Here is a 20,840-nt window from a genome sequence, read left to right as displayed (position 1 = left end):
CAGGACACGGGATGCACGGCGGAGCTCGCAAATTTGGGGTGGCGATTGCGTGCACGATCGCGCTTGCACCGGCCTATGTCAGCGCCGAAGAGGGCTTCGACACCGAGCACATCTTCGGCTTCATGATCGGCACCGATGTCGGCAATCCCGGCGAGCGCGAATTCCAGAGCGAGACCACGGGGCGGTTCGGCAAGGGCGGCACCTATCGCGCCCTCGCGCAGGAAGTCGAGATCGAGGTGGTGCCGTTGCCGAACTTCCGCATCGAGGTCGGCGCCACCGCAAGCTTGCACGACATCACCGGCGTCCCCGATATCGACGATCGCCGTCAATTCAATTTCCAGGGCGCCTCGCTCGACCTGCGCTATCGCCTGCTCGACCGCGAGCGCGCGCCGTTTGGCCTGACCGTCGCCGCCGAGCTCCACGGCGACCGCATCGACGAGACCAGCGGCGCCAAGGGGCGGATGTACGGCACCGAGTTCACGCTCGCCTTCGACCGCGAACTGATCCCGAACTTCGCCATCGGCGCCCTCAACCTGATCTATCAGCCGGAATGGGCGCGCTTCGAGGTGGGGGGATTGTCCGAGAAAAGCTCCACGATCGGCGCGGCCTTCGCCGGCCTCGTGCGGGTGCGGCCCAACATGCTGCTCGGCGGCGAGCTGCGCTACTTCCGGCAATATGAGGGCATCGGCCTCGGCGAGTTTTCGGGCCAGGCCCTGTTCGTCGGCCCGACCGCCTATTTCCAGCTCTCCGAGCGCTCGCGCCTCACCCTGAGCTGGAGCATGCAGGCCTGGGGCCGTCCGGCCGGATCAGGCGCCAATCTCGACCTCGTCAATTTCGAGCGCCATCAGGCGCGGCTGGTGTTCGGGGTGAATTTCTAGGCGCGCTCTTCGCCTCTCCCGCTTGCGGGGAGAGGGAACCTCCCGGTCCGTTTGAAACTTCCCTCTCCTTGAAACGTAACCTTTCGTGCTAAATTCCATCGTCCTGCGAGAGGATTCCGGCATGAACCCGATCGACCTGGTGGTGACTGTATGTGCGGTGCTCTCGCCTGCGACCTGCGAGGAACAGCATCTGGTGTTCAACTATGCGGGGTCGCCGCGGCAATGCGCGATGGCCGCACCGCCCTATATCGCGCAATGGGTCGGCGAGCATCCGAAGTGGCATGCGGTGCGGTGGCGCTGCGAATATCCGCACCCGAACGACAAGGCGTAAGCCGCGCGTTACTTGGTGCAGTCCTTCAGATCCTTGTCGGCGATCGAGAACACCGCGTCCGCCCTGATCTCGATGTCGCGAACGATGCACTGCCGCGCATTGGGATAGCTGACCTTGGCGTCGTAGCGGCCGGGCTCGACGCCGGTGATGCGCAAGCGCTCGTCGTGGTCCACTTCCTTGTCCTTGTCGTTCAGGCACTGGTTCGGGCCCCAGTCGGTCTTGCCGGCGGGCGAGAGCTGAAAACCGGAGATCGTCTCCGTCGTCAGATTCCAGAGCCGGATGCCCTTGCCCTTGCTCTGCGCGGCGGCTTGGCCGGCAAATGCCAGCAACGCGATCAACACCAGACTCCAACGCATCAAATCATCCTCCCCAGTCGACGCCGTTATTGCCTGATCAGGCGCTCGCGGTTCTTTGCCTTGTCGAAATTCTTGGCGCGGTCAAGGCCGATCGGTGCAATCAGCCTGGCGGAGGTGAGATCGGCGCCCTCGAAATCGGTGTCGATCAGGGTCGCCCCGGTCAGGTCGGCGCCGCCGAGCTGGGCGTGCCGGAGCGACGCACCGGTCAGGTCGGCTCCCCTGAGGGAGGCAAACTCGAGATCGACGCGCGACAAGTCGGCGTTGCGCGCATTCAACCGTTCCAGATTGGCCGATCTCAGCACGGCGCGCATCAATCCCATCGACTGGTTGCGCATGTCGGCGCCGAGATTCGCGTCGACGATCGAGGCCCCGACCAGGCTCGCGCCGCTGAGATCGGCTGCGATGCGCGCGCCGGTTAGATCAGCGCCGTCCAGGTGAGCGCGTGCCATCTGCGCGGCGAACAGGTTGGCGCCCCTCAGGCTCGCGCCCGTGAGATCGGCGTCGAGAAGCCACGCCTGATCGAGGATTGCTCGATCAAGACGGGCGCCGCCGAGTTTTGTCCTGTTGAGCCGTGCCGCGCGAAACACGGCCCTGGAAAGGTCGAGCCCGGAGAGATCGAGCCCGGACAGGCGCGTGCCGGTGAAGTTGGCGGGCGTGTCGGCGCTCGCTTTGGCCAGCACGGCCTCGACCTCCTGCCGGCTCATTTCAGCGGAGACCATCGCGGGCGAGGTGAGGTCGACGTCACGCATCATGTCCTGCGCGCTCGCCGTCATCGCGACGAGTGCGAGGCCAAGCGTCGTCAGAGCAACCGCTCGTCTCATCGTTAGGCTCCGCTTGCGGCCTGTTTAGCACACGCGCCGCGCAGCTGCCTATGAGACATCGCGCCCGGCGCGTTCGCCGTCCTGCTCATCCTGGACTCGCCGCGCAAGCCCGGCCTTGATCGCCGCAATCGCGGCGTCGCCGCGCGCCTCGCGCGGGATGCCGATGGGCACCTCGGCCAGAATACGCGCCGGGCGCGGCGACAGGAAGAACAGGCGGTCGCCGAGGCGCACCGCGTCGTCGATACTGTGCGTCACGAGCAGCGTCATCACGGGGCGGCTTGCCACCAGCGTCGCGATCTCGTCGCGCAGGCGGCCGGCCAGCGCGTCGTCGAGCGAGGCGAGGGGCTCGTCGAGCACGAGCAGATCGGGCTCGACCGCGAAGGCGCGGGCGAGCGCGACGCGCCGGGCAAGGCCCAGCGACAATTCGCCGGGAAAGTGGCTGCGGTGCGCCTCCAGCTCCAGGATCCTGAACAGCTCCGACAGCTTCGCATCGGAGATGCCGGGCGCAGCCAACCGCACATTCTGCTCGACCGAGCGCCACGGCAGCAGCCGCGGTTCCTGGAACACCATGCCGATCCGTGCCTCCGGTGGCCGCGCGATGGTCCCGTGAAAGTCGCGGTCGAGGCCGAGGAGGATGCGCAGCATCGTGCTCTTGCCGCAGCCGGACGGGCCGATCAGCACGCCGACCTCGCCGGATTGAAGCGCGAACTTGATCGGCGCCAGCACCTCCTGCGTCCCGCCCGCCGCGTTCTTGAACGCTTTGCCTGTGATATCGACCTCAAGCCGCACGGGGCCGCCACCTTGTTGCACGGGCCTCGAACGGCTGCACCAGCACCGTCTCGATCACGAGCACGACGGCCGCGAATGTCAGCGAGTAGGCGAGCAGCCGCGGCGTGTCGAACAACTGGAACGCGACCCCGATCTCGAAGCCGACGCCGTTCGGCCGTCCCAGGAGCTCGGCGACCAGCACGATCTTCCACACCAGCGACAACCCGGAGCGGGCCGAGGCTGCGATATAGGGCGCAAGCTGCGGCAGCACGACATGGCGGAAGGCGCGCCAGCGCGGCATCGCGAACACTCTGGCCATCTCGTCCAGCGAGCGGTCGAGCGCGCGTGTGCCCTCGCGCAAGGTGACGATGGCGGTCGGCAGCTTGTTGATGGCGATTGCGGCGATCGCGGCTGCCTCGGTCAGACCGGCCCAGATATAGGCGAGCACGATCACGACCAGCGCCGGCAGGTTGAGCAGCAGGATCAGCCAGGGATCGCCGAGCCGGTCGGCGAGCTTCACCCGTCCCATCAGGTAGCCGATGGCGCTGCCGAGCGACATCGCCAGCACGAAGGCGAGCGCGACGCGGGCCAGCGTGGCGCCGAGATGCAGGAACAGGGCGCCGCTCGAGGCTTCCGCGATGATGACGTTGAGCACGGCAGGCGGGGAGGGCAGCTTTGCGCCGCCGACGAACAGCGCTGCAATCCACCAGGTCGCGAGGAACAGGGAAAACGAGAGAAGGCGCAGCACCTCAGTCTCCGGGGACTGCGTGATAGAAGGTGCCGGGATCGAGCTCGGCCGCCGGCCCGACCAGGTCGCGTCCGCCGGTCTCGGCCAGTACGCGGTAGAGCACGCGCGCATCCGTCTCCTCGTCAGCGATGCTCCGGCGCGGAATGCCGTCGCGATAACGGTCACGGTAGGTCTTGAGCATGGCGGCATCGCTCGTGCCGGTGAGCGGCGCGATCTTCTCCCAGGCCGCATCGGAGGTGACCAGCAATTGTTTGGCCTTGCGGGTCATGGCGATGAAGCGCGCCACCGCCTCGCGATGGCTTGCCGCCCAGCCTTCGTCGAAGACATAGCCGACCGCGGAGACCGCTCCCTTGGCGCCCAGCTTGGGAAGGATGTCCTCGATGCCGGCGAGGCGCCGAAAGCCCTTGGCCTCGAGCTGGGCGCAGAAATTCCAGAAATTGAGGCTGGCATCCATCTCGCCGTCGAGCGCCTTGGCGGCGATCAAGGGCGGCGCGCCATAGACGATGGTCGCTTCCGACTTCAGGTCGATGCCGTCCTGCTTCATCCGCGCCTGCAGCAGCAGCCAGCTCTTGTCGATCGCGCCGCCACCGACGGCGAGCTTGCGGCCCTTGAGGTCGGCGAGCGTCTTGATCGGCGAGGCCGCGGGCACCATTATCGCGCCGAGTGCGCTGGAATAGGGGTAGAAGGTGAGCTTGGCGCCGAGGGCGCGCTCGCGCGACACCCACAGCCAGTCCGACAGGATGATGTCGGCGCTGCCCGCACGCAGCGCGATCTTGCCGGCTTCGGGGCTCGCAAGCTCGCTGACCTCCAGCGACAGGTCGGCCTCCTTGTCGAGGCCACCGGCCCGGATCGCGGCCAGCTCCCAGGAGAATGTTCCGGTCTTCTGCACCGCAAGGCGGATGGTATCCGCGGCGCGGACGCTTGCGACCTGTGTCAGCGCCAGCGTTGCCGCGAGCGCCAATGTTCGACCAAGTGCTCTCATCACCTTGTGAGCCGTTTCCTCGAAGGAGTGCTTTTCAGGACAATACGCATAGCATAGCTTTCGTCGCAACCAGCGGGAGGACGCTCATGAATCTGGCGGGACAGCTACGACCGATTGTCGCCGCATTGGCGGTGCTGGCGGCGGCCGTGTCCGCTGCGCGCGCCGAGGAGGCCAACGACTATCCGACGTCGGCGCGCGCGGAGTACGTCTATGGCTGCATGAAGGCCAATGGCGAGACGCGGGCCGCAATCGAGCAATGTTCCTGCTCGATCGACGTGGTCGCCTCGATCGTCACCTATGAGCGCTACGTCACCGCCGAGACCGCGCTCAGCATGTCCCAGGTCCGCGGCAATCTCGGCGTCCAGTTTCGCACCTCAGAGCAGTCGAATTCGGCGGTGAATGATCTGAGGCGGGCGCAGGCGGAAGCCGAGGTGAGGTGCTTCTGACCGCTTGTGTCGCTGCCTTCCCTTCTCCCCTTGTGGGAGAAGGTGGCGCGAAGCGCCGGATGAGGGGTTCTATCAGCGTATTCTGGCGTGAGAGATGTGTGCGCGGAAGCAACCCCTCACCCGTCTCGCCGCTATCGCGGCGAGCCACCCTCTCCCACAGGGGGGAGAGGGTAAGATAGTTCCTTACGTCCCCGGCTTCTCCACATCCCACTCATTGCGGAACACGTGCCCATCCGTGTCCTTGGCTTCCGCGCGGACGCGCTTCGCGCCGTTCGACACGTAGGTGAAGCGCAGATTGGGATCTTCGGAGATCGAGATGCCACCCTCCATCGACAGCACGGGGCTGTCGTCCTGCGTCAGCTTCAACTGGTTGACGAAGAAGGCGGGAATATAGAGCTGCGTGATCTGGTCCATTTGCAGGCCGGAATTGTTGGGATGGCCGATCATGATCTGGGCCTCGCGGACGCGGCTCGCCGGCGCGTCCTCGCGCGCGAATTGCCGGTAGCGCATCTGCCCAAGCCGGTTCTTCGCTTCCTCGAGATTCTTTCCCGCCGGCGCGGAGCAGCCGCCGGAGGCCTTCACATATGTCTTCGACACGTAGAGCTGGCCGTCGCTGAGCTCGGCCACCGCATGAACGTCGGTGTAGTTGTTGACGCGCACGCGCGTGGAGATCTCGCTGACATTGGCGTCCGGCCCGAGCTCGAATTTCGCCGCCATCGGCGCCGGGTTGCGGTCGATGACCAGCGTGATCGAACGGATGCGGCGGGCATCGCCCGGCGAGAGCTTGCTGCGCAGGGTCACCGGCACGATGGCCGCGTCCTCGGCGCGATACGGCATCTCGATGCCGATCACGGCGGCGCCGTCGTTCATCGGACGGTTGCTGAAGATGTCCTGCACCAGGCCCGGCCAGGGATCGTAGGCCTCTTCGGCCTGCGCCGGCACGGCGAAGGCGACGCCCAGGAGGAGGGCGATCAGGGGCAGGCGGCGTATGCATCCCGTCATGGTCGTGATCCCGTGCGGACGAAGCAGTCAGGGTCCGCGAAGCTGATCCTGGCACAGCGTAGCGCGCCCGCTACTCCCATTCAATTTCTGAAAATGCTGCGGTTGCGTTGCGGGCATTGTAGTCGTCGAACAGCTGCCAGTGCGTCCGTTCCGATTCAGCTGCCTTGTCCGCGGCGGTTCGGATCGGCGCGCCCTTCTTGTTGAGTGTGCGGACGTCGGACAGCATCGCCGTGAGATAGCGTCGTTCATCGGCGAGCGCCGCAGGCCAGTCGCTCACGGGGCCGTGACCTGGAACGACGCGGGCCGCCGGAACCGTTTCAAGCTCACTGAGCAGGGCAAGCCAGCCGCGAATGCTGCCGTCCATGACCGGAATGTGGCGGAGAAAGACGAGGTCGCCCGTGAACAGCGTCCTGGTCGTCTCGTCGAGCACCGTCAGATCGTTGTCGCTGTGCGCGGCCGGCCAGGCCCGCAAGGTCAGGCGGCGCGATCCAAGATCGAGCGTCATCGTGTCCGAAACGAGCAGGGTAGGCGGTACGATCCTCACGGGATCGATCAGCTCGCCGCCCATGATGCGTCTGAAATTGTCGAGATAGTAAGGCCCGCGCGTTGCCAGTGCCTGCGGCAGCTTGCTGTGGCCAACGAAGCTGGTTCCTTCTGCAACGAAGGCCGCATTGCCGAAGACATGGTCGGGATGTCCGTGGGTGTTGATGACGTAGCGGATCGGCTTCTCGGTGCGGGCCCGCACGGCCGCCAGCAGCGCCTCGCCTTCGCGGAGGCTGCCGCCGCTGTCGATCACGGCGACCGCCTCAGCGCCGACGATGAAGCCGACATTGGCGATGTCGCCCTCGTTCTCGCGCGTCATCAGGGCGATGGTCCCGGAGTGTACGAAGATTCCCGGCGCGACTTCGCTTACAGGCAATTCGGCTGCTTCCGTGCGTGCTAGCGTCGCTATCCCGAGCAGGGTCAGGGCGGCGATCCTCGAAGCGATGTGAGACACTTTTCCGCCTCAGTTCAAAGGGTTTGCTGCATTGCACTGCAACAAAGGGAAGCCAGCAAAGTTTGGCAAAACATGGCGCGTCATGCGTTGCATGGATAACATTCAAACAAAACGAGGAGGAAGCGCGATGACGGAGGCCGGACGACATCGTCGCTGGTTGTTCTTGCTGTGGGGTCTGGTTGCGTCCTGTGCGCTGGGCGACGTCGCCATGGCGCAGACCAGCGAGACCGGAGACCTCTCGTTCGAGCTGGTCGACCCGAAGGTGCTGCGGGTCTGCGCCGATCCGCGCAATCTGCCGTTCTCCAACGAGAAGGGCGAGGGGTTCGAGAACAAGCTCGCCGAGCTGTTCGCCGACAAGCTCGGGAAGAAGCTCGACTACGTCTTCTTCCCGCAGGCCACAGGCTTCGTGCGGATGACGCTGGGCGCGCATCGCTGCGACGTCATCATGGGCTTCCCGCAAGGCGACGACCTCGTGCAGGGCACCAATCCCTATTACCGCACGACCTATGCGCTGGTCGCAAAGGCCGGCAGCGGGCTCGATGAGGTCGACACGATTGAGGACCCGAAGTTGAAGGGCAAGCATGTCGGCATCGTCGCCGGCACGCCGCCGGCGACCAACATGGCGATCGCCGGCCTGATGGGCGACGCAAAACCCTATCCGCTGATGATCGACACGCGCTTCGACAATTCCGCGCAGGCGATGATCGATGACCTCTCGGCCGGCAAGATCGACGCCGGCGTGCTGTGGGGACCGATGGCGGGCTTCTATGCCAAGAAGGCCGGCTCGCTCCATGTCACGCCGCTGGTGAAGGAAACCACCGGTCCGAAGCTGGTCTATCGCATCGGCATGGGCGTGCGTCCCGCCGACCAGAACTGGAAGCGGCAGCTCAACAAGCTGATCCAGGAGAACCAGGGCGAGATCAACAAGATCCTGCTCGACTTCGGCGTTCCCTTGCTGGACGAGAGCGACCGGCCGCTCGGCGCGGAGACGGCCAAGAAGGCGCCATGAGGCGGCGCGTTGCCGCCGCGCTGGTCGCCGCCGTTCTGGCGGCGCCGGCATGGGCGCAGCAGCAGGAGCCGTTCGAGCCTGAGGGCTACCGCACCGACAATTACCGCGCGCCGGTGCCGGCGACGCTTGACGGCGCGCGCGTGCTCACCACAGCCGAAGCCGAGACGATCTGGCGCGCGAAGAGCGGCGTGTTCATCGACGTGATGCCGCGCGCGCCGAAGCCGAAGAATCTTCCCGAAGGCACCGTCTGGCGCGATGCGCCGCGCAGAAACATTCCCGGCAGCCTGTGGCTGCCGGATACCGGCTACGGGAATTTGCCGGCAGCCATGGACGATTATTTGCAGCGCGGCCTCGCGCAAGCGTCGCGCGGCGACAAGGCGGCGCTGCTCGTGATCTATTGCCTGGCCGACTGCTGGATGTCGTGGAACGCCGCCAAGCGTGCATTGGCTTACGGCTATTCCAACATCACCTGGTATCCTGATGGCACCGACGGCTGGGAGCGCGCGGCATTGCCGACCGAAGAAGCGCAGCCGGAGCCGCGGCCGGATCAATGAAGGTGTTCTCCCTCGCCCCGCTTGCGGGGGCGCGACGAGCTTCGCTCGCGCTGAGAGGGTTGGGGTGAGGGGGAGTCTCCGCGGGAGTGGTGTCAGAGAGAGAGGGAGAGAGAGACGTACCTCCTCCTCGTCATTGCGAGCGGAGCGAAGCAATCCAGAATGTTTCCGCGGAGGGACTCTGGATTGCTTCGCTCCGCTCGCAATGACGGCGTGGATGGAGCGTCGCGTCCGTCGACTGGACGGACTCGCGGAGGCTCCCCCTCACCCGGATTGCATCTTCGATGCAATCCGACCTCTCCCCGCAAGCGGGGAGAGGTGAAGGTGACATTACTGCTTCTGCAACTTCGTCAGCGTCCCGGTGCCGTTATTGTCGGTCGCAGAGTAGCTCACCCTGTCGCCGGCATGGACGGCGTCCAGCATCGCGGCGTCCTTGGTCTTGTACTCCTGGAGCGTGCCGGCGCCGCCTGCGCTGCCGCCGACGGTTCCCTTCTGCGTCTGCTGGATCGAGATCGTGCCGTTGAGACGGTCGATCCTGGTGACCATTCCGGTCATGTCGTCAGCAAAAGCGCTGGATGCGAGCATGCTGAGGACCGCAGCGCCTGCGAGGATAAATCTGGTGGTTCCCATCGAGGCCTCCCGGCATTTCGAGATTCACATCGACAAGACATCCTAGAGCGATTTGGTTCCGGCAGATAGCGCGGCAAAGGTTAATAGTTGCAATGAGATCGCGGGAACTTCTATGGAGCCGTCAGCGAGGTTGACGCTATTCCATTTCCTGCTGGATCACGCGGCCGAGCGCGAACAGGCGCTGGTCGATCGAGGTCGGAACCTCGCACACGAACCGCACCACCTTGTGGCGGTCCTCGAAAATGCGCGTCTTCCAGATCAGCTCGTTGCTGAGCGCCTCGACCTTGGCCTCGTCGCGCGGTGTCGCCGACTGGAGGGCCTGGAGCGCCAGCGTCTCGTCGCGGATCTTGTCGGCGGCGTCGCGCTGCTTGCGGCTGACACGTTCGAGCCCGACCATGACCTGGGCGCGCTGGGCGTTCAGGGTCTCGAACAGGCCGGCGAAGAGGAGCTTTGCGTTCGTGGTCTTGTCAGTGGCGGAGCCGGCCAGGAATTCCTTCACCGATTTCTCGGCCTCGTCCAGCGGCGTCTTGCGCGCCGACAGTTTCGAGACCAGCGCGCTGACCTTGGCATCGTCCTTCCACTTGGTCTGGACATCGTCGAGCGCAGGCCCAGCCCAGACGGCGGCGAGCGAGATCTCCGGCACTTTTGCCTGGGTGCACGGCCAGTCCGGATAGCGCGGATCGGCCGCGCGCGCGGCCGTGCCCGTGGCGGCGAGCGCCAGAACGGCCATGGTCACGATCCGAACCTTCATCCTTCGCCTCCCGCAGGGCCCCGTCGCGCCAGCCCGCGCGAGGGATCATAGGCCAGAATCGCACCGATCATGAAGACGATTGTGCAGGTCGCAACCACCGCCAGCGAGATCCAGTTGACCTGTCCGTACAGCGCGAAACGGATCAGCTCGACCGCATGGGTGAACGGATTGGCCTCGCAGAGATAGTACAGATAAGGGCTGCCCTCCTGCACCCGCCAGAGCGGGTAGAGCGCCGACGATGCAAAGAACATCGGGAAGATCACGAAGTTCATCACGCCGGCGAAGTTTTCCAGCTGCTTGATGCCGGAGGAGATCAGCATGCCGAGCGAGCCCAGCATCAGTCCGGACAGGATCAGCGCGGGCAGCACGGTGAGATAGCCGGATGATGGCGGGGTGATGTCCCAGAACCAGGCGATCAGGAGGAACGCATAGACCTGGAGCAGCGACACCGCGGTGCCCGCGAGCAGCTTGCAGAACAGCAGGAAGCCGCGCGGCAGCGGGCTCACCAGCAGCGTGCGCATATTGCCCATCTCGCGGTCATAGACCATCGAGAGCGAGGACTGCATGCCGTTGAAGAGCTGGATCATCGCCATCAGCCCCGGTGCGATATAGACCTCGTAGAGGATGTAGGTCTCGTAGGGCGGGATGATGGAGATGCCGAGCACCTGGCGGAAGCCGGCGGCGAAGATGAACAGCCACACCAAGGGGCGCACCAGCGCCGAGACGAAGCGCTCGCGCTGATGCAGGAAGCGCAGACCCTCGCGCCAGACGATGCCGGTGAGGCAGGTCATGTACTCGGCGAACGAGAAGCCGCGCGGCACCTCGCGGGTGGTGATGCTGCTCATGCGCCGCCTCCCGGCATGGTTTGCGCGCCGGTCAGGCGCATGAAGGCGGAGTTGACGTCCTGCGCGCCGGCTTCGGTGACGACGCGGCTCATCGGCCCCTGCGCCAGCACCTTGCCCTGGTGCAGCACCACGAGGTCGTCGCCGGCCATGATCTCGTCGAACAGATGCGTGGCCCAGAGCACGCCGATGCCTTGCTCGGTGACGAGCTGACGGACGTGGCTGATGATGTCGGCGCGCGCCTTGACGTCGAGGCCGACGGTCGGCTCGTCCAGCAGCAACAGGCGCGGCCGGTGCAGCAGCGCGCGTGCGATCTCGAGCCGCCGCATCTGGCCGCCGGAGAGATCGCGCACCTTGCTGCCGGCGCGCTCGGAGAGGCCGATGCGGCCGAGCAGCTCGGCGCTGCGCGCGGCGGCCTCGCGGCGGCTGATGCCGTGCAATGCTGCGTGATAGAGCAGGTTCTGCGTCAGCGACAGATCGAGATCGAGCGTGCGCGGCTGAAACACGACGCCGAGCAGCCGCAGCGCCTCGCCGGGACTCTTGCTGACGTCGTGACCGAAGATGCGGACGCGGCCGGACTGGATGCCGAACAGCCGCGTGATGAGCGAGAACAGCGTGCTCTTGCCGGCACCGTTGAGGCCGAGCAGCGCGGTGAAGCTCGCGGGCTGCACGTTGAAGGAGACGTCCATCAGCGCCCGCCGCGGACCATAGGCATGGCTGACGCCGTCGATCGACAGCGCCGGCACCGCCGCCGTTTCAGGCTTCGGCGCGCTCCCGCGTGGCTCGGCGATGGGGGCGGGACTGGTCATGGCGCGATCGTGATGCCCCAGGGCAGCTCGCCCACCTGAATGGTCTTGATCACCTTTTGCGCGGCGACGTCGATCACGGAAACATCGTTCGACACGCCGTTGGTGGTGAGCAGATATTTTTCGTCCGGCGTGAACGCCATGTGCCAGACCCGCTGCCCGACCAGCAGGTATTTCGTCACCTTGCGCGAGGCGACGTCGACCACGGCGATACGGTTGGCGGGACCGAGTGCGACGAAGGCGGTCTTGTCGTCCCTGGTCATGCCGATGCCGACCGGCTGGATGGCCTCCTTCCGCAGGCCCGGAATCTCGAACGTGACCTTGCCGATCACCTCGTGCTTCCTGGGATCGATGATCGAGACCGTGCCGCCGATCTCCGAGGACACCCACAATTCGGTCGCGTCGTGCTTGAATTCGGCAAAGCGCGGCCGCGCGTCGACCAGCACGTTGGCGACGATCTGGCGCGAGGCGGTGTCGATGAAATGCGCCATGTTGGTCGTCTCGGACGTGTTGATCAGCATCTTGCCGTCGGGGCTGATGGTCATGCCCTCGGGCTCGACGCCGACCTGGATGTCGCCGAGGCGGGCGCGCTTTTCGAGATCGATCACGGTCACGGTGTTGTCGTTCTCGTTGGCGACATAGAGGATCTTGCCGGCGGCATCCTGGGCGAACAATTCAGGGTCGGGGCCGGAGGGCAGGCTGTCCACGATGCTTTGCGTCTTGGCGTCGATCACCTGGATGGTGTCGTCGTCGCCGACCGCGACCATCACGAACTTGCCGTCGCGGGTGAAGTCGATGCCGCGCGGGCGCTGGCCGACCTTGATGGTCTTGGTCACCGTCCAGCTGTCGGTGTCGATCACCGAGACCGTGTTGCTCTTCTCGTTCGAGACATAGGCGATGAAGGCATGCGCGGGCGCCGCCGCAAGCGCCAGTCCGGAGAGAAGCCCAACACGCCACATGCGCGACATCTGCGTCCTCACTTCAGTTTGCATTTGCTCTCCGGACGGTCATAGCCGAGCGTGTCGAGCTCGGAGACCTGGTGCAGAAAACCTTCCTGCGGCGAGACCGAGACCACCATGCGGCCGTCGACCAGCAGGATCGGCTGGCGCAGCTGGAGATTCCAGTCACGCAGGGTCAGCCGCGTGCCCTTGAAGGCGGCGACGGAGAAATCCGGCCCCTTGATGAAATCGGCGACCTTTTTCACATCGCCGGAATTGGTGCGCGAGGTGGCTTCCCCGATCATGCGCGCCGCGGTCCAGGCCTGCATGTCGAGCGCCGTCATCCGCCGCGAATTCAGCTTGATGAAGCGGTTCTGCATCTGGATCGCGCCCCACTGGTCCTGCGCGGCGTCCCAGCTGCGCGGCACGAGGCCCGCCGAACCCGCCACGGGCCGCGGATCCCAGGTGCGATAGGGCAGGTAGGCGCCGAACACCTCGCTCTCGTCGGCGGCGACCAGCACGTCATAGGCGGGGGCCTGCTGCGTGAACACCGGCATCTGGCGCTGGATCAGCGTCACGCCCGAGTCGGTGCGGCGCGCACCGCCGGCGTCTTCAAACATGCGCTCCTGCACGATCTTGGCGCCGAACCGCGTCGCGGTGCGCCTCAGCGCATCGGCGAACAGCTTGTCCTCGTCGTGCGAGCCGACCACGAGCAGCCAGCGCTTCCACTGCTTCCACACCAGATACTGGCCGAGCGCATCGGCCAGCATCGCGCGCGTCGGCGCGGTGTGGATGACATTGGCGCGGCAATCGGCCTCGCGCAGCCGCTCGTCGATCGCTCCCGCGTTGAACAGCAGCGTGCCGCGCTCGCGCAGGGCGTCGGCCACCTTCAGCAGCGCATCCGCCGGCAGGTCGGCGATGATGAAACCGTTCTTCTCGGCGAGCCCGGTCGCGGCCTGCACCACGTCCTCGCCTTCCTTGATGCGGCGCTCCTCCAGCGCAAAGCGCTGGCCCAGGAATTTGCCGGTGGTATTGTTGTCCTCGATGGCGAGGCGCGCGCCGGCGACGCCGTCATTCTCCGCGGGCTGCTCGACCAGCGACAGCGTCGATCTGGTGCCGGCGATTCCGAGATAGCCGACGCCGATCGTGACAGGGTCGGCCGCGGACGCGCTCGTCGCAGCAAGACCCAGGCCGATCAGGCCGACCAACCATCGGATCATGTTTCCTCCAAACGTTCTCCCCGGCTTGACCGCCGATGGAGAATTGTCTCTGCTAAAGCATGACCAATTTGTCAGGGCATGCAACCCCGCATTTCGTCCTCGCGTCGCGAGGACCCGGAATCACGATCATGCGAGCGCTGCTGTGTTTGGCCGCTTTGCTGTTGACGGGCTCAGCCGCGCTCGCCGATCCGCCGAAGCTCGCCGTGTTCGATTTCGAGCTGATCGACACCAGCCTGCCCGGCGAGTTCTACGGCTCCAAGCCGGAGCTGGTACGGCTCGATCGCATCAGCGAGCAGCTCCGCAAGGAGCTGGCTGATTCCGGCCGGTTCCAGGTGCTCGACATCGCGCCGGTCAGGGACGCCGCCCGTCACGCCAATCTGCAGGCCTGCGGCGGCTGCGACCTCAAGCTCGCTGGGCAGCTGGGCGCCGACCTGGAGATCACCGGCATGGTGCAGAAGGTCTCGAACCTGATCATCAACCTCAACATCTACCTGCGCGACGTGAAGACCGGCGCCATGATCACGGCCGCCAGCGCTGACATGCGCGGCAACACCGACGAATCCTGGACGCGCACGATGAGCTACCTGATCCGCAACCGGTTGCTGGCGCCGAATTACGGCAAGCCGGAGTAGGTTCTTTCCCTCTCCCCCTGTGGGAGAGGGTGGCTCGCCGCGAAGCGGCGAGACGGGTGAGGGGTTCTCTCCGCGAGTCCAACTCTCATTTGAAATCGCGGAAGCAACCCCTCATCCGGCGCTTCGCGCCACCTTCTCCCACAAGGGGAGAAGGGAGAGCAGCGTTCGCTTGGCGTGCACGGTCACCCCTTCAATCTCTCCGCATGCCAGTTGAGATGATCGCCCATGAAGGTCGAGATGAAATAATAGCTGTGATCGTAGCCGGCCTGCCGCCGCAGCGTCAGCGGGATGCTCGCTTTGGTGCAGGCGGCTTGCAGCAGCTCCGGCTTGAGCTGCTCCTTCAGGAAGTTGTCGGCATCGCCGACGTCGACCAGGAAGCCCGGGAATTTCGCGCCGTCCTCGATCAGCGCCACCGTGTCATGGCTGCGCCAGTTGTCCTTGTTGGGCCCGAGATAGCCGGTCAGCGCCTTGATGCCCCACGGCACCTGCGACGGCGCCACGATCGGCGCAAACGCGCTCGCCGCGCGATAGCGGTGCGGGTTGCGCAGCGCCACCGTCAGCGCGCCGTGGCCGCCCATCGAATGGCCCATCACCGACTGCCGCTTGGCATCGACCGGAAAGTTCTCGGCGACCAGCTTCGGCAGCTCGTCGGTGACGTAGCTCCACATGCGATAGTTGCGTGCGAACGGCTCTTGCGTCGCGTCGACATAGAAGCCGGCCCCCAGGCCGAAATCATAGGCATTGTTGGGGTCGCCCGGCACGTCCGGTCCGCGCGGTGAGGTGTCGGGCGCGACGAAGATCAGGCCGAGCTCGGCGCAGGCTTTGCGGAATTCACCCTTCTCGGTGACGTTGGCATGCGTGCAGGTGAGACCTGATAGATACCAGACCACGGGCAGCTTGGCGCCGTCCGCATGCGGGGGAACGTAGACCGAGAACACCATGTCGGTTCCGGTCGCCTGGCTCGCATGGCGGTACACGCCCTGCACGCCGCCGTAGGATTTGTTGGTCGAGACAGTCTGAATCGTCATGCCCTAAGCTCCAGTGGCACTTAACCACATCAACATTGCAACGCTTGTGTGACCGAATATGTGGCGGCTGCCCGCGCGTCAGGCGACGCCGCTGTCGATCGCCAGCCGCACCAGCTCGACCGAGGTCTTGACCCCGAGCTTCTGGCGCATGATCGACGAGGTGTTGGCGACCGTCTTGTAGGACGACTGCACCAGCCAGGCGATCTCGGACAGGCTCTTTCCGGCGCTGAGCAGCCGCAGGATCTCCATCTCGCGCGCGTTCAGCTTGGATAGCGGGCTTTGCGCCAGCGCCGGTCCCGCAAAGGCGATGCTGCGCGCGATCGCGCTCGGCAGATACGTGCCGCCGCCCCCGACGGTGCGGATCGCCTCGACGAGATCGTCGGGGTCGCCGGTCTTGGAGACGTAGCCCTTGGCGCCGCACTCGATCGCGCGCGCGGCGAAAGCGGGGTCGTCGTTCATGCTGAACATGATGATGCGGGCCTCGGGCGCGCGCTCGAGGATGCGGCGCGCCAGCTCGAAGCCGGAGACGGTCGGCAGGTTGATGTCGATGACGCAGAGGTCGGGGCGCTCGACGATGAAGACGCACTCGCCGTCTTCGGCGTCGGCGGCCTCCAGGATCTCGATCTCGCCCTCGTCGGCCAGCACGGCACGGCAGCCGGAGGCGACAATGGGATGATCGTCGACGATCAGAATGCGCATAGGCGTTCCCCGCGACAGCACGTTCCCCGTGATAGAACTTGCCTGTTTTGCGCCGCATGATACCGAACAGGAGAGCCACGCGGCTCTCATGTCGCCTCATGCAACCCGGCCGGGATTGCTGTACGCTTTCGATTAGATATCGGGCGCTTCGCCTCTGTCAATCTCATCGGACAGGTGCGGGCCAGGCTTCGCAGGTAGCAGGCGACACCAATGTGGCAAAATCTATCCTTGCGCGCGCGCATCAACCTGCTGCTGGCGCTTTTGCTGGCGCTGGGGCTCGCCGTCAACATCGGCCGCCAGGTCGCGGAGGCGGGGCCGCGGGTGCAGGCCGAGGACCAGAGCGTGATCCGGCTCGCGCGCGAATTCATCGAGATGATCGTGGCGGACCTGAACGAGGCGCCCGATCCGGACGCCAGGCTGAACCAGATCGCGCGCGATCTCAGCCGGCTCCGCCATGTCAGCATCGCGCTGCACGATTCCGGCGGGAACCCGCTGACGCCGCCCCGGCCCGATGCCGATGACGACACGCGCGGACCGCCGGCCTGGTTCGTCAGCCTGGTTCATCCGGAGCAGACCGCGGTCAGCGTGCCCGTCTCGATCCATGGCAGGCCCGGCTCGCTGCGGATCACCTCGCATCCGGACGACGAGATCGCCGAGATTTGGGACGGCATCGTGACCCAGCTCGAGGTCGGCTCGGTGATCGCGCTCGCGCTGTTCCTGGTGATGATGAATGTGGTTGGCCGGGCGCTGGCGCCGCTGCAGTCGCTGGCGGAGGCGATGACCGAGCTCGAGGGCGGGCACTATGAGGCGCGCGTCGCGCCGGGCGGCGCGCCCGAGCTTGCGGCGATCTGCACCAAGCTCAACCATCTTGCGGCTACGCTCGGCGAGGCGGTCGAGGACAAGCGGCGCCTCGCCGAGCGCGCGGTGTCGCTCCAGGACGTGGAGCGCAAGGAGATCGCGCGCGAGCTGCATGACGAGTTCGGGCCGTATCTGTTCTCGCTCCGCGCCCATGCCAGCGCGCTGGCGAAGCTCGCGGACGGGCGGGCGCCGAGCGCGGAGGCGGTGCGCAAGCACGGCAGCGCCTTGCTGGAGCAGATCAACGCGCTGCAGCAATTCACCCGCCGCGTGCTGGAGCGGCTGCGGCCCGTCGGCCTCGCCGAGCTCGGCCTCGGCCAGGCGCTCGAATCGCTGTCGCGGCTGTGGCGGGAGTCGCATCCCGACGTCACGATCCAGACCACGATCTCGTCCGGGCTCGGGGCGACCGGAGAGACCGCCGACCTCACCATCTACCGCGTCGTGCAGGAGGCGCTCACCAACGTGTTCCGCCATGCCGGCGCGACCGCGGTCAATGTCGTGATCGAGCCGGCAGAGCAGCTCACGCGCGATGGCCGCTGCTGTGCCCGGGTGCGGGTCAGCGACAATGGCCGCGGCATGGAGCCGGGCCAGAAGCTGGGCTTCGGCCTCGTCGGCATGCGCGAGCGGATTCTGGCGCTGGGCGGCACGCTCAACGTCGTCTCCGGCGACGGCGGCTTGACCGTCGAGGCGCTGGTGCCGACGGCGGCGGCCTGATCGCGTCTGGAGCATGATCCGGAAAAGTGTGACGCGGTTTTCCGCAAAGATCATGCTCAAATAATAATCTGAAGCGCGATGATCTCATCGCGCTTCAGGACGATCGGGAAAAATTCCCGATTTCGTCGGGAAAACGGGTGCGGATATCGCCCGACCTTTTGTGGCTGGCGCGTGCGCTGCTGCCGAATACACTCGTCTCGACCAAACGGCGAAAAATCAAAACAGCCGGCGGTCACGGATGGGAAGGCTGGGATGGGCACGCGTCTTTGGTTCAAGCGTCGGTTGTGGATGGCCTCGGTTTCGACGGGGCTGCTGTCGGGATTGGTCTTTGCGGGCCCTGCCGGAGCCGCGCAGGACGAGGAGACCAACGTTCAGAACCTGCCGCCGGTCGAGGTGACGGCACCGCCGCCCGCGACGACAAGGCGCAACGTGCCGTCGCGGCCGGTGGCGCAAGCGGGGGCATCGTCGTCGAGCCGCCCCAAGACACGCATCTACGTCTACCCGACCGCGCCGGGCACCGGCAGGGGTCTCGATGTCGACAAGGTTCCGTCGGCGATCAACGCGGTCGATGCCAACCAGATCAGGCGGACCGGCTCGCTCAACGTCACCGACGCGCTGCGCGACAACATCGCCGGCGTCAACATCAGCGAAGTCACCGGCAATCCGTTTCAGCCGGACGTCGAATTCCGCGGCTTCGTTGCCTCGCCGGTGACGGGCACGCCGCAGGGCCTTGCCGTGTACCAGAACGGCGTCCGCATCAACGAAGCCTTCTCGGACGCCGTCAACTGGGACCTGATCCCGACCACCGCGATCAGGTCGGTGACGCTCGTGACCAACAATCCCGCCTTCGGCCTCAATGCGCTGGGCGGCGCGCTCAACCTGCAAATGAAGGACGGCTTCACCTATCAGGGCGCAGAGCTCGACGTCATGGGCGGCTCGTTCGGCCGCATCCAGGGCTCGGCGCAATGGGGCAAGCAGGTCGACAAGAACTACGGCGTCTACGCCGCGCTCGAAGGCCTGCGCGACAACGGCTTCCGCAATTTCTCGCAATCAACCGTGCGGCGCTTCTACGGCGATGTCGGCTACAAGGCCGGCGACAGCGAATTCCACGCCAACATGGGGGTGGCCAAGAACGATTTCGGCGCCAGCGCCACCGTTCCGGCCGAGCTGCTCGACAAATATTGGGGCGCGACTTACACGACGCCGCAGACCACCTCCAACCGCGTCGGCTATCTGAACCTCACCGGCAAGGTCGATGCGACGCCGACCTGGACGCTCGAAGGCACCGCCCATGTGCGCCGGTACGAGCAGAAGCTGGTCGACGGCAATCCGACCGACGTGCAGGAATGCGCGATCGCCGGTCTGCTGTGCTTCGGCGACGATACGACGCCGGCGAATGGCACGAACGGCGTGCAGCTTGCCAATCCGTTTCCTTCGGGGACGATCCTCGGCGAGATCGACCGCAGCTCGATACGGTCGACCACCTTCGGCGTGTCGGGGCAGGCCACCAACACCGATCAGCTGCTCGGGCACGACAACCGGCTCGTGGTGGGCGCAACCTATGACGCCAGCGTCACGCGTTATAACGCCACCGCCGAGATCGGTTCGATCGGAGAAAACTACGTCGTCAGCGGCAGCGGCCTCTTCCTGGGGCCGACAGGCTCACCGGACACCGTTGCCGGTCCTGTCTCGCTGCGGACCGTCAATCAGTATAACGGCCTGTACGCGATGGACACGTTCAACATCACCGATGCCTTCGCCGTCACCGGCGGCGGCCGCTTCAACGTGGCGCGCATCACGCTGGAGGATCAGCTCGGCACCGATCTCAACGGCGATCACACCTTCACCCGCTTCAATCCGGTCATCGGCGGCACCTACAAGATCACGCCCGAGCTGACCGCCTATGCCGGCTATTCCGAGGCCAATCGCGTGCCGACGCCGCTCGAGCTCGGCTGCTCCGATCCCATCCGTCCCTGTCTGATCGCGGCGTTTCTCGTCTCCGACCCGCCGTTGAAGCAGGTCGTGTCCAAGACCGTGGAAGCGGGCTTGCGCGGCAGCAAGGAGCTGAACATCGGCACGCTCGGATGGAAGATCGGCGGCTTCCGTGCCACCAACTACGACGACATCGTCGCCGTTCCTGCGGTCGGACGCACCGGCTTCGGCTACTTCTCCAATGTCGGCCGTACCAGGCGGCAGGGCCTCGAGGCTGAGGTCAACATCAAGTCGCCCACTCTGCAATTCCAGGCGAGCTATGCTTTCGTCGACGCACGCTTCCTCGATGCGCTCGAACTCGGTTCGGAGAGCCCGTTCAGAGATACCGTGACCGAGACCATCCACGTCTCGCCCGGCAACCAGATCCCGGCGATCCCGCGCCACCGCGTCAAGGTGGGCGTGGACTATGCGGTGACCGACGTCTGGAAGGTCGGCGGCAACGCGCTGTTCGTCTCCAGCCAGTATCTGGTCGGCGACGAGTCCAACCAATACACGAAGCTGCCGTCCTATACGGTGTTCAATCTCCACACCTCGTACCAGGTCACCAAGAACATCCAGCTCTACGGCAAGGTCGACAACATCTTTGACAAGCGCTACGCGACCTACGGACAGTTCTTCGACACTGGTGCCGTGCCCAACTTCACCAATGGCGGCAACGCCTTTACCGACCCGCGCTCGCTGAGCCCGGCAAGGCCGCGCGCGTTCTATGCGGGGATGCGGGTGACGTTCTGAACTCGGCGCGGCGAAGCGGATCTACCTGTCGCCAAGCCTGTCATGGGTGTCGGGACTGGCCCGTTCTACCTTAGGCCGATTGACACAATGTTCATGATTTGTTCTTATGCTG

23 protein-coding genes are annotated in these 20,840 nt (G+C 65.6%); 8 read left to right on the top strand and 15 right to left on the bottom strand.

Annotation, left to right across the window (positions count from 1 at the left end):
• Positions 1-38 precede the first annotated feature (38 nt).
• On the top strand, positions 39-878 hold the full coding sequence (locus BM118_RS24375) for a hypothetical protein (RefSeq protein ID WP_244550225.1): 840 nt from the start codon (positions 39-41) through the stop codon (positions 876-878).
• Between the two features lie 121 nt (positions 879-999).
• Entirely contained in the window at positions 1,000-1,209 is a 210-nt protein-coding gene (locus BM118_RS24370; RefSeq protein WP_092188052.1) for a hypothetical protein, read from the top strand.
• A gap of 8 nt (positions 1,210-1,217) precedes the next feature.
• Here BM118_RS24370 and BM118_RS24365 read toward each other — a convergent pair whose 3' ends face one another.
• Genes BM118_RS24365 through BM118_RS24345 form a run of 5 tightly spaced genes read right to left on the bottom strand, consistent with a single transcriptional unit; the run spans position 1,218 to position 4,884 of the window.
• Positions 1,218-1,565 carry a hypothetical protein gene (locus tag BM118_RS24365; RefSeq protein ID WP_092188050.1) on the bottom strand — a complete coding sequence of 116 codons (348 nt, stop codon included), beginning with the start codon at positions 1,563-1,565 and terminating at the stop codon, positions 1,218-1,220.
• Between the two features lie 26 nt (positions 1,566-1,591).
• A complete protein-coding gene (locus tag BM118_RS24360; RefSeq protein WP_092188048.1) occupies positions 1,592-2,386 on the bottom strand; it encodes a pentapeptide repeat-containing protein in 795 nt (264 codons plus the stop codon).
• A 48-nt stretch (positions 2,387-2,434) separates the two neighbouring features.
• A complete protein-coding gene (locus BM118_RS24355) occupies positions 2,435-3,175 on the bottom strand; it encodes an ABC transporter ATP-binding protein (RefSeq protein WP_177234651.1) in 741 nt (246 codons plus the stop codon).
• Entirely contained in the window at positions 3,165-3,902 is a 738-nt protein-coding gene (locus tag BM118_RS24350) for an ABC transporter permease (RefSeq protein ID WP_092188044.1), read from the bottom strand. The genes BM118_RS24355 and BM118_RS24350 overlap by 11 nt, the downstream gene beginning before the upstream one ends.
• 1 nt (position 3,903) lies before the next feature.
• Entirely contained in the window at positions 3,904-4,884 is a 981-nt protein-coding gene (locus BM118_RS24345) for an ABC transporter substrate-binding protein (protein ID WP_177234650.1), read from the bottom strand.
• A gap of 86 nt (positions 4,885-4,970) precedes the next feature.
• Here BM118_RS24345 and BM118_RS24340 point away from each other — a divergent pair, with 86 nt between their 5' ends.
• Positions 4,971-5,330, top strand: coding sequence for a hypothetical protein (locus BM118_RS24340; RefSeq protein ID WP_177234649.1), 360 nt, complete (start codon positions 4,971-4,973; stop codon positions 5,328-5,330).
• A gap of 183 nt (positions 5,331-5,513) precedes the next feature.
• Here BM118_RS24340 and BM118_RS24335 read toward each other — a convergent pair whose 3' ends face one another.
• Positions 5,514-6,332: a quinoprotein dehydrogenase-associated SoxYZ-like carrier gene (locus tag BM118_RS24335; RefSeq protein ID WP_092188038.1), complete on the bottom strand. Its 819-nt coding sequence runs from the start codon at positions 6,330-6,332 to the stop codon at positions 5,514-5,516.
• Positions 6,333-6,402: 70 nt separating this feature from the next.
• Entirely contained in the window at positions 6,403-7,329 is a 927-nt protein-coding gene (locus tag BM118_RS24330; RefSeq protein ID WP_092188036.1) for a quinoprotein relay system zinc metallohydrolase 2, read from the bottom strand.
• Between the two features lie 127 nt (positions 7,330-7,456).
• Here BM118_RS24330 and BM118_RS24325 point away from each other — a divergent pair, with 127 nt between their 5' ends.
• A complete protein-coding gene (locus BM118_RS24325) occupies positions 7,457-8,338 on the top strand; it encodes a substrate-binding domain-containing protein (protein ID WP_092188034.1) in 882 nt (293 codons plus the stop codon).
• A complete protein-coding gene (locus BM118_RS24320; protein WP_092188032.1) occupies positions 8,335-8,892 on the top strand; it encodes a PQQ-dependent catabolism-associated CXXCW motif protein in 558 nt (185 codons plus the stop codon). Before BM118_RS24325 ends, BM118_RS24320 begins: the two co-directional genes overlap by 4 nt.
• Before the next feature lie 327 nt (positions 8,893-9,219).
• Here the strand turns inward: BM118_RS24320 and BM118_RS24315 are convergent, their stop codons facing one another.
• From BM118_RS24315 to BM118_RS24290, 6 genes are all read right to left on the bottom strand, one after another.
• Positions 9,220-9,519: a copper-binding protein gene (locus BM118_RS24315; RefSeq protein ID WP_092188030.1), complete on the bottom strand. Its 300-nt coding sequence runs from the start codon at positions 9,517-9,519 to the stop codon at positions 9,220-9,222.
• Positions 9,520-9,655: 136 nt separating this feature from the next.
• On the bottom strand, positions 9,656-10,270 hold the full coding sequence (locus BM118_RS24310; protein WP_092188028.1) for a hypothetical protein: 615 nt from the start codon (positions 10,268-10,270) through the stop codon (positions 9,656-9,658).
• Entirely contained in the window at positions 10,267-11,115 is an 849-nt protein-coding gene (locus tag BM118_RS24305) for an ABC transporter permease (RefSeq protein WP_092188026.1), read from the bottom strand. The genes BM118_RS24310 and BM118_RS24305 overlap by 4 nt, the downstream gene beginning before the upstream one ends.
• Positions 11,112-11,921, bottom strand: coding sequence for an ABC transporter ATP-binding protein (locus tag BM118_RS24300; RefSeq protein ID WP_092188024.1), 810 nt, complete (start codon positions 11,919-11,921; stop codon positions 11,112-11,114). The genes BM118_RS24305 and BM118_RS24300 overlap by 4 nt, the downstream gene beginning before the upstream one ends.
• On the bottom strand, positions 11,918-12,886 hold the full coding sequence (locus tag BM118_RS24295) for a YVTN family beta-propeller repeat protein (RefSeq protein WP_177234682.1): 969 nt from the start codon (positions 12,884-12,886) through the stop codon (positions 11,918-11,920). Before BM118_RS24295 ends, BM118_RS24300 begins: the two co-directional genes overlap by 4 nt.
• Before the next feature lie 8 nt (positions 12,887-12,894).
• On the bottom strand, positions 12,895-14,076 hold the full coding sequence (locus BM118_RS24290; protein WP_092188022.1) for an ABC transporter substrate-binding protein: 1,182 nt from the start codon (positions 14,074-14,076) through the stop codon (positions 12,895-12,897).
• 128 nt (positions 14,077-14,204) lie between these two features.
• Between BM118_RS24290 and BM118_RS24285 the strand changes: the two genes are divergently transcribed.
• On the top strand, positions 14,205-14,708 hold the full coding sequence (locus BM118_RS24285; RefSeq protein ID WP_244550224.1) for a DUF3280 domain-containing protein: 504 nt from the start codon (positions 14,205-14,207) through the stop codon (positions 14,706-14,708).
• A 182-nt stretch (positions 14,709-14,890) separates the two neighbouring features.
• On the opposite strand, the gene fghA is transcribed toward BM118_RS24285, so the two are convergent.
• Both fghA and BM118_RS24275 read right to left on the bottom strand, forming a co-directional pair.
• Positions 14,891-15,736 carry an S-formylglutathione hydrolase gene (gene fghA / locus BM118_RS24280; protein WP_092188018.1) on the bottom strand — a complete coding sequence of 282 codons (846 nt, stop codon included), beginning with the start codon at positions 15,734-15,736 and terminating at the stop codon, positions 14,891-14,893.
• A gap of 78 nt (positions 15,737-15,814) precedes the next feature.
• Positions 15,815-16,435, bottom strand: a complete 621-nt coding sequence (locus tag BM118_RS24275) for a response regulator (RefSeq protein ID WP_092188016.1) — start codon at positions 16,433-16,435, stop codon at positions 15,815-15,817.
• 210 nt (positions 16,436-16,645) lie between these two features.
• Between BM118_RS24275 and BM118_RS24270 the strand changes: the two genes are divergently transcribed.
• Complete coding sequence (locus tag BM118_RS24270; protein WP_092188014.1) at positions 16,646-18,004, top strand: histidine kinase; 1,359 nt, start codon at positions 16,646-16,648, stop codon at positions 18,002-18,004.
• 252 nt (positions 18,005-18,256) lie between these two features.
• Entirely contained in the window at positions 18,257-20,728 is a 2,472-nt protein-coding gene (locus BM118_RS24265; RefSeq protein ID WP_092188012.1) for a TonB-dependent receptor, read from the top strand.
• The last annotated feature ends 112 nt before the right edge of the window (positions 20,729-20,840 follow it).

Origin of the sequence: Bradyrhizobium sp. cf659, assembly GCF_900113725.1 — a bacterium.
Lineage (GTDB): Bacteria > Pseudomonadota > Alphaproteobacteria > Rhizobiales > Xanthobacteraceae > Bradyrhizobium.
Note: the sequence above shows the minus strand (reverse complement) of the source record. Positions and strands in the feature narration are given on the sequence as shown.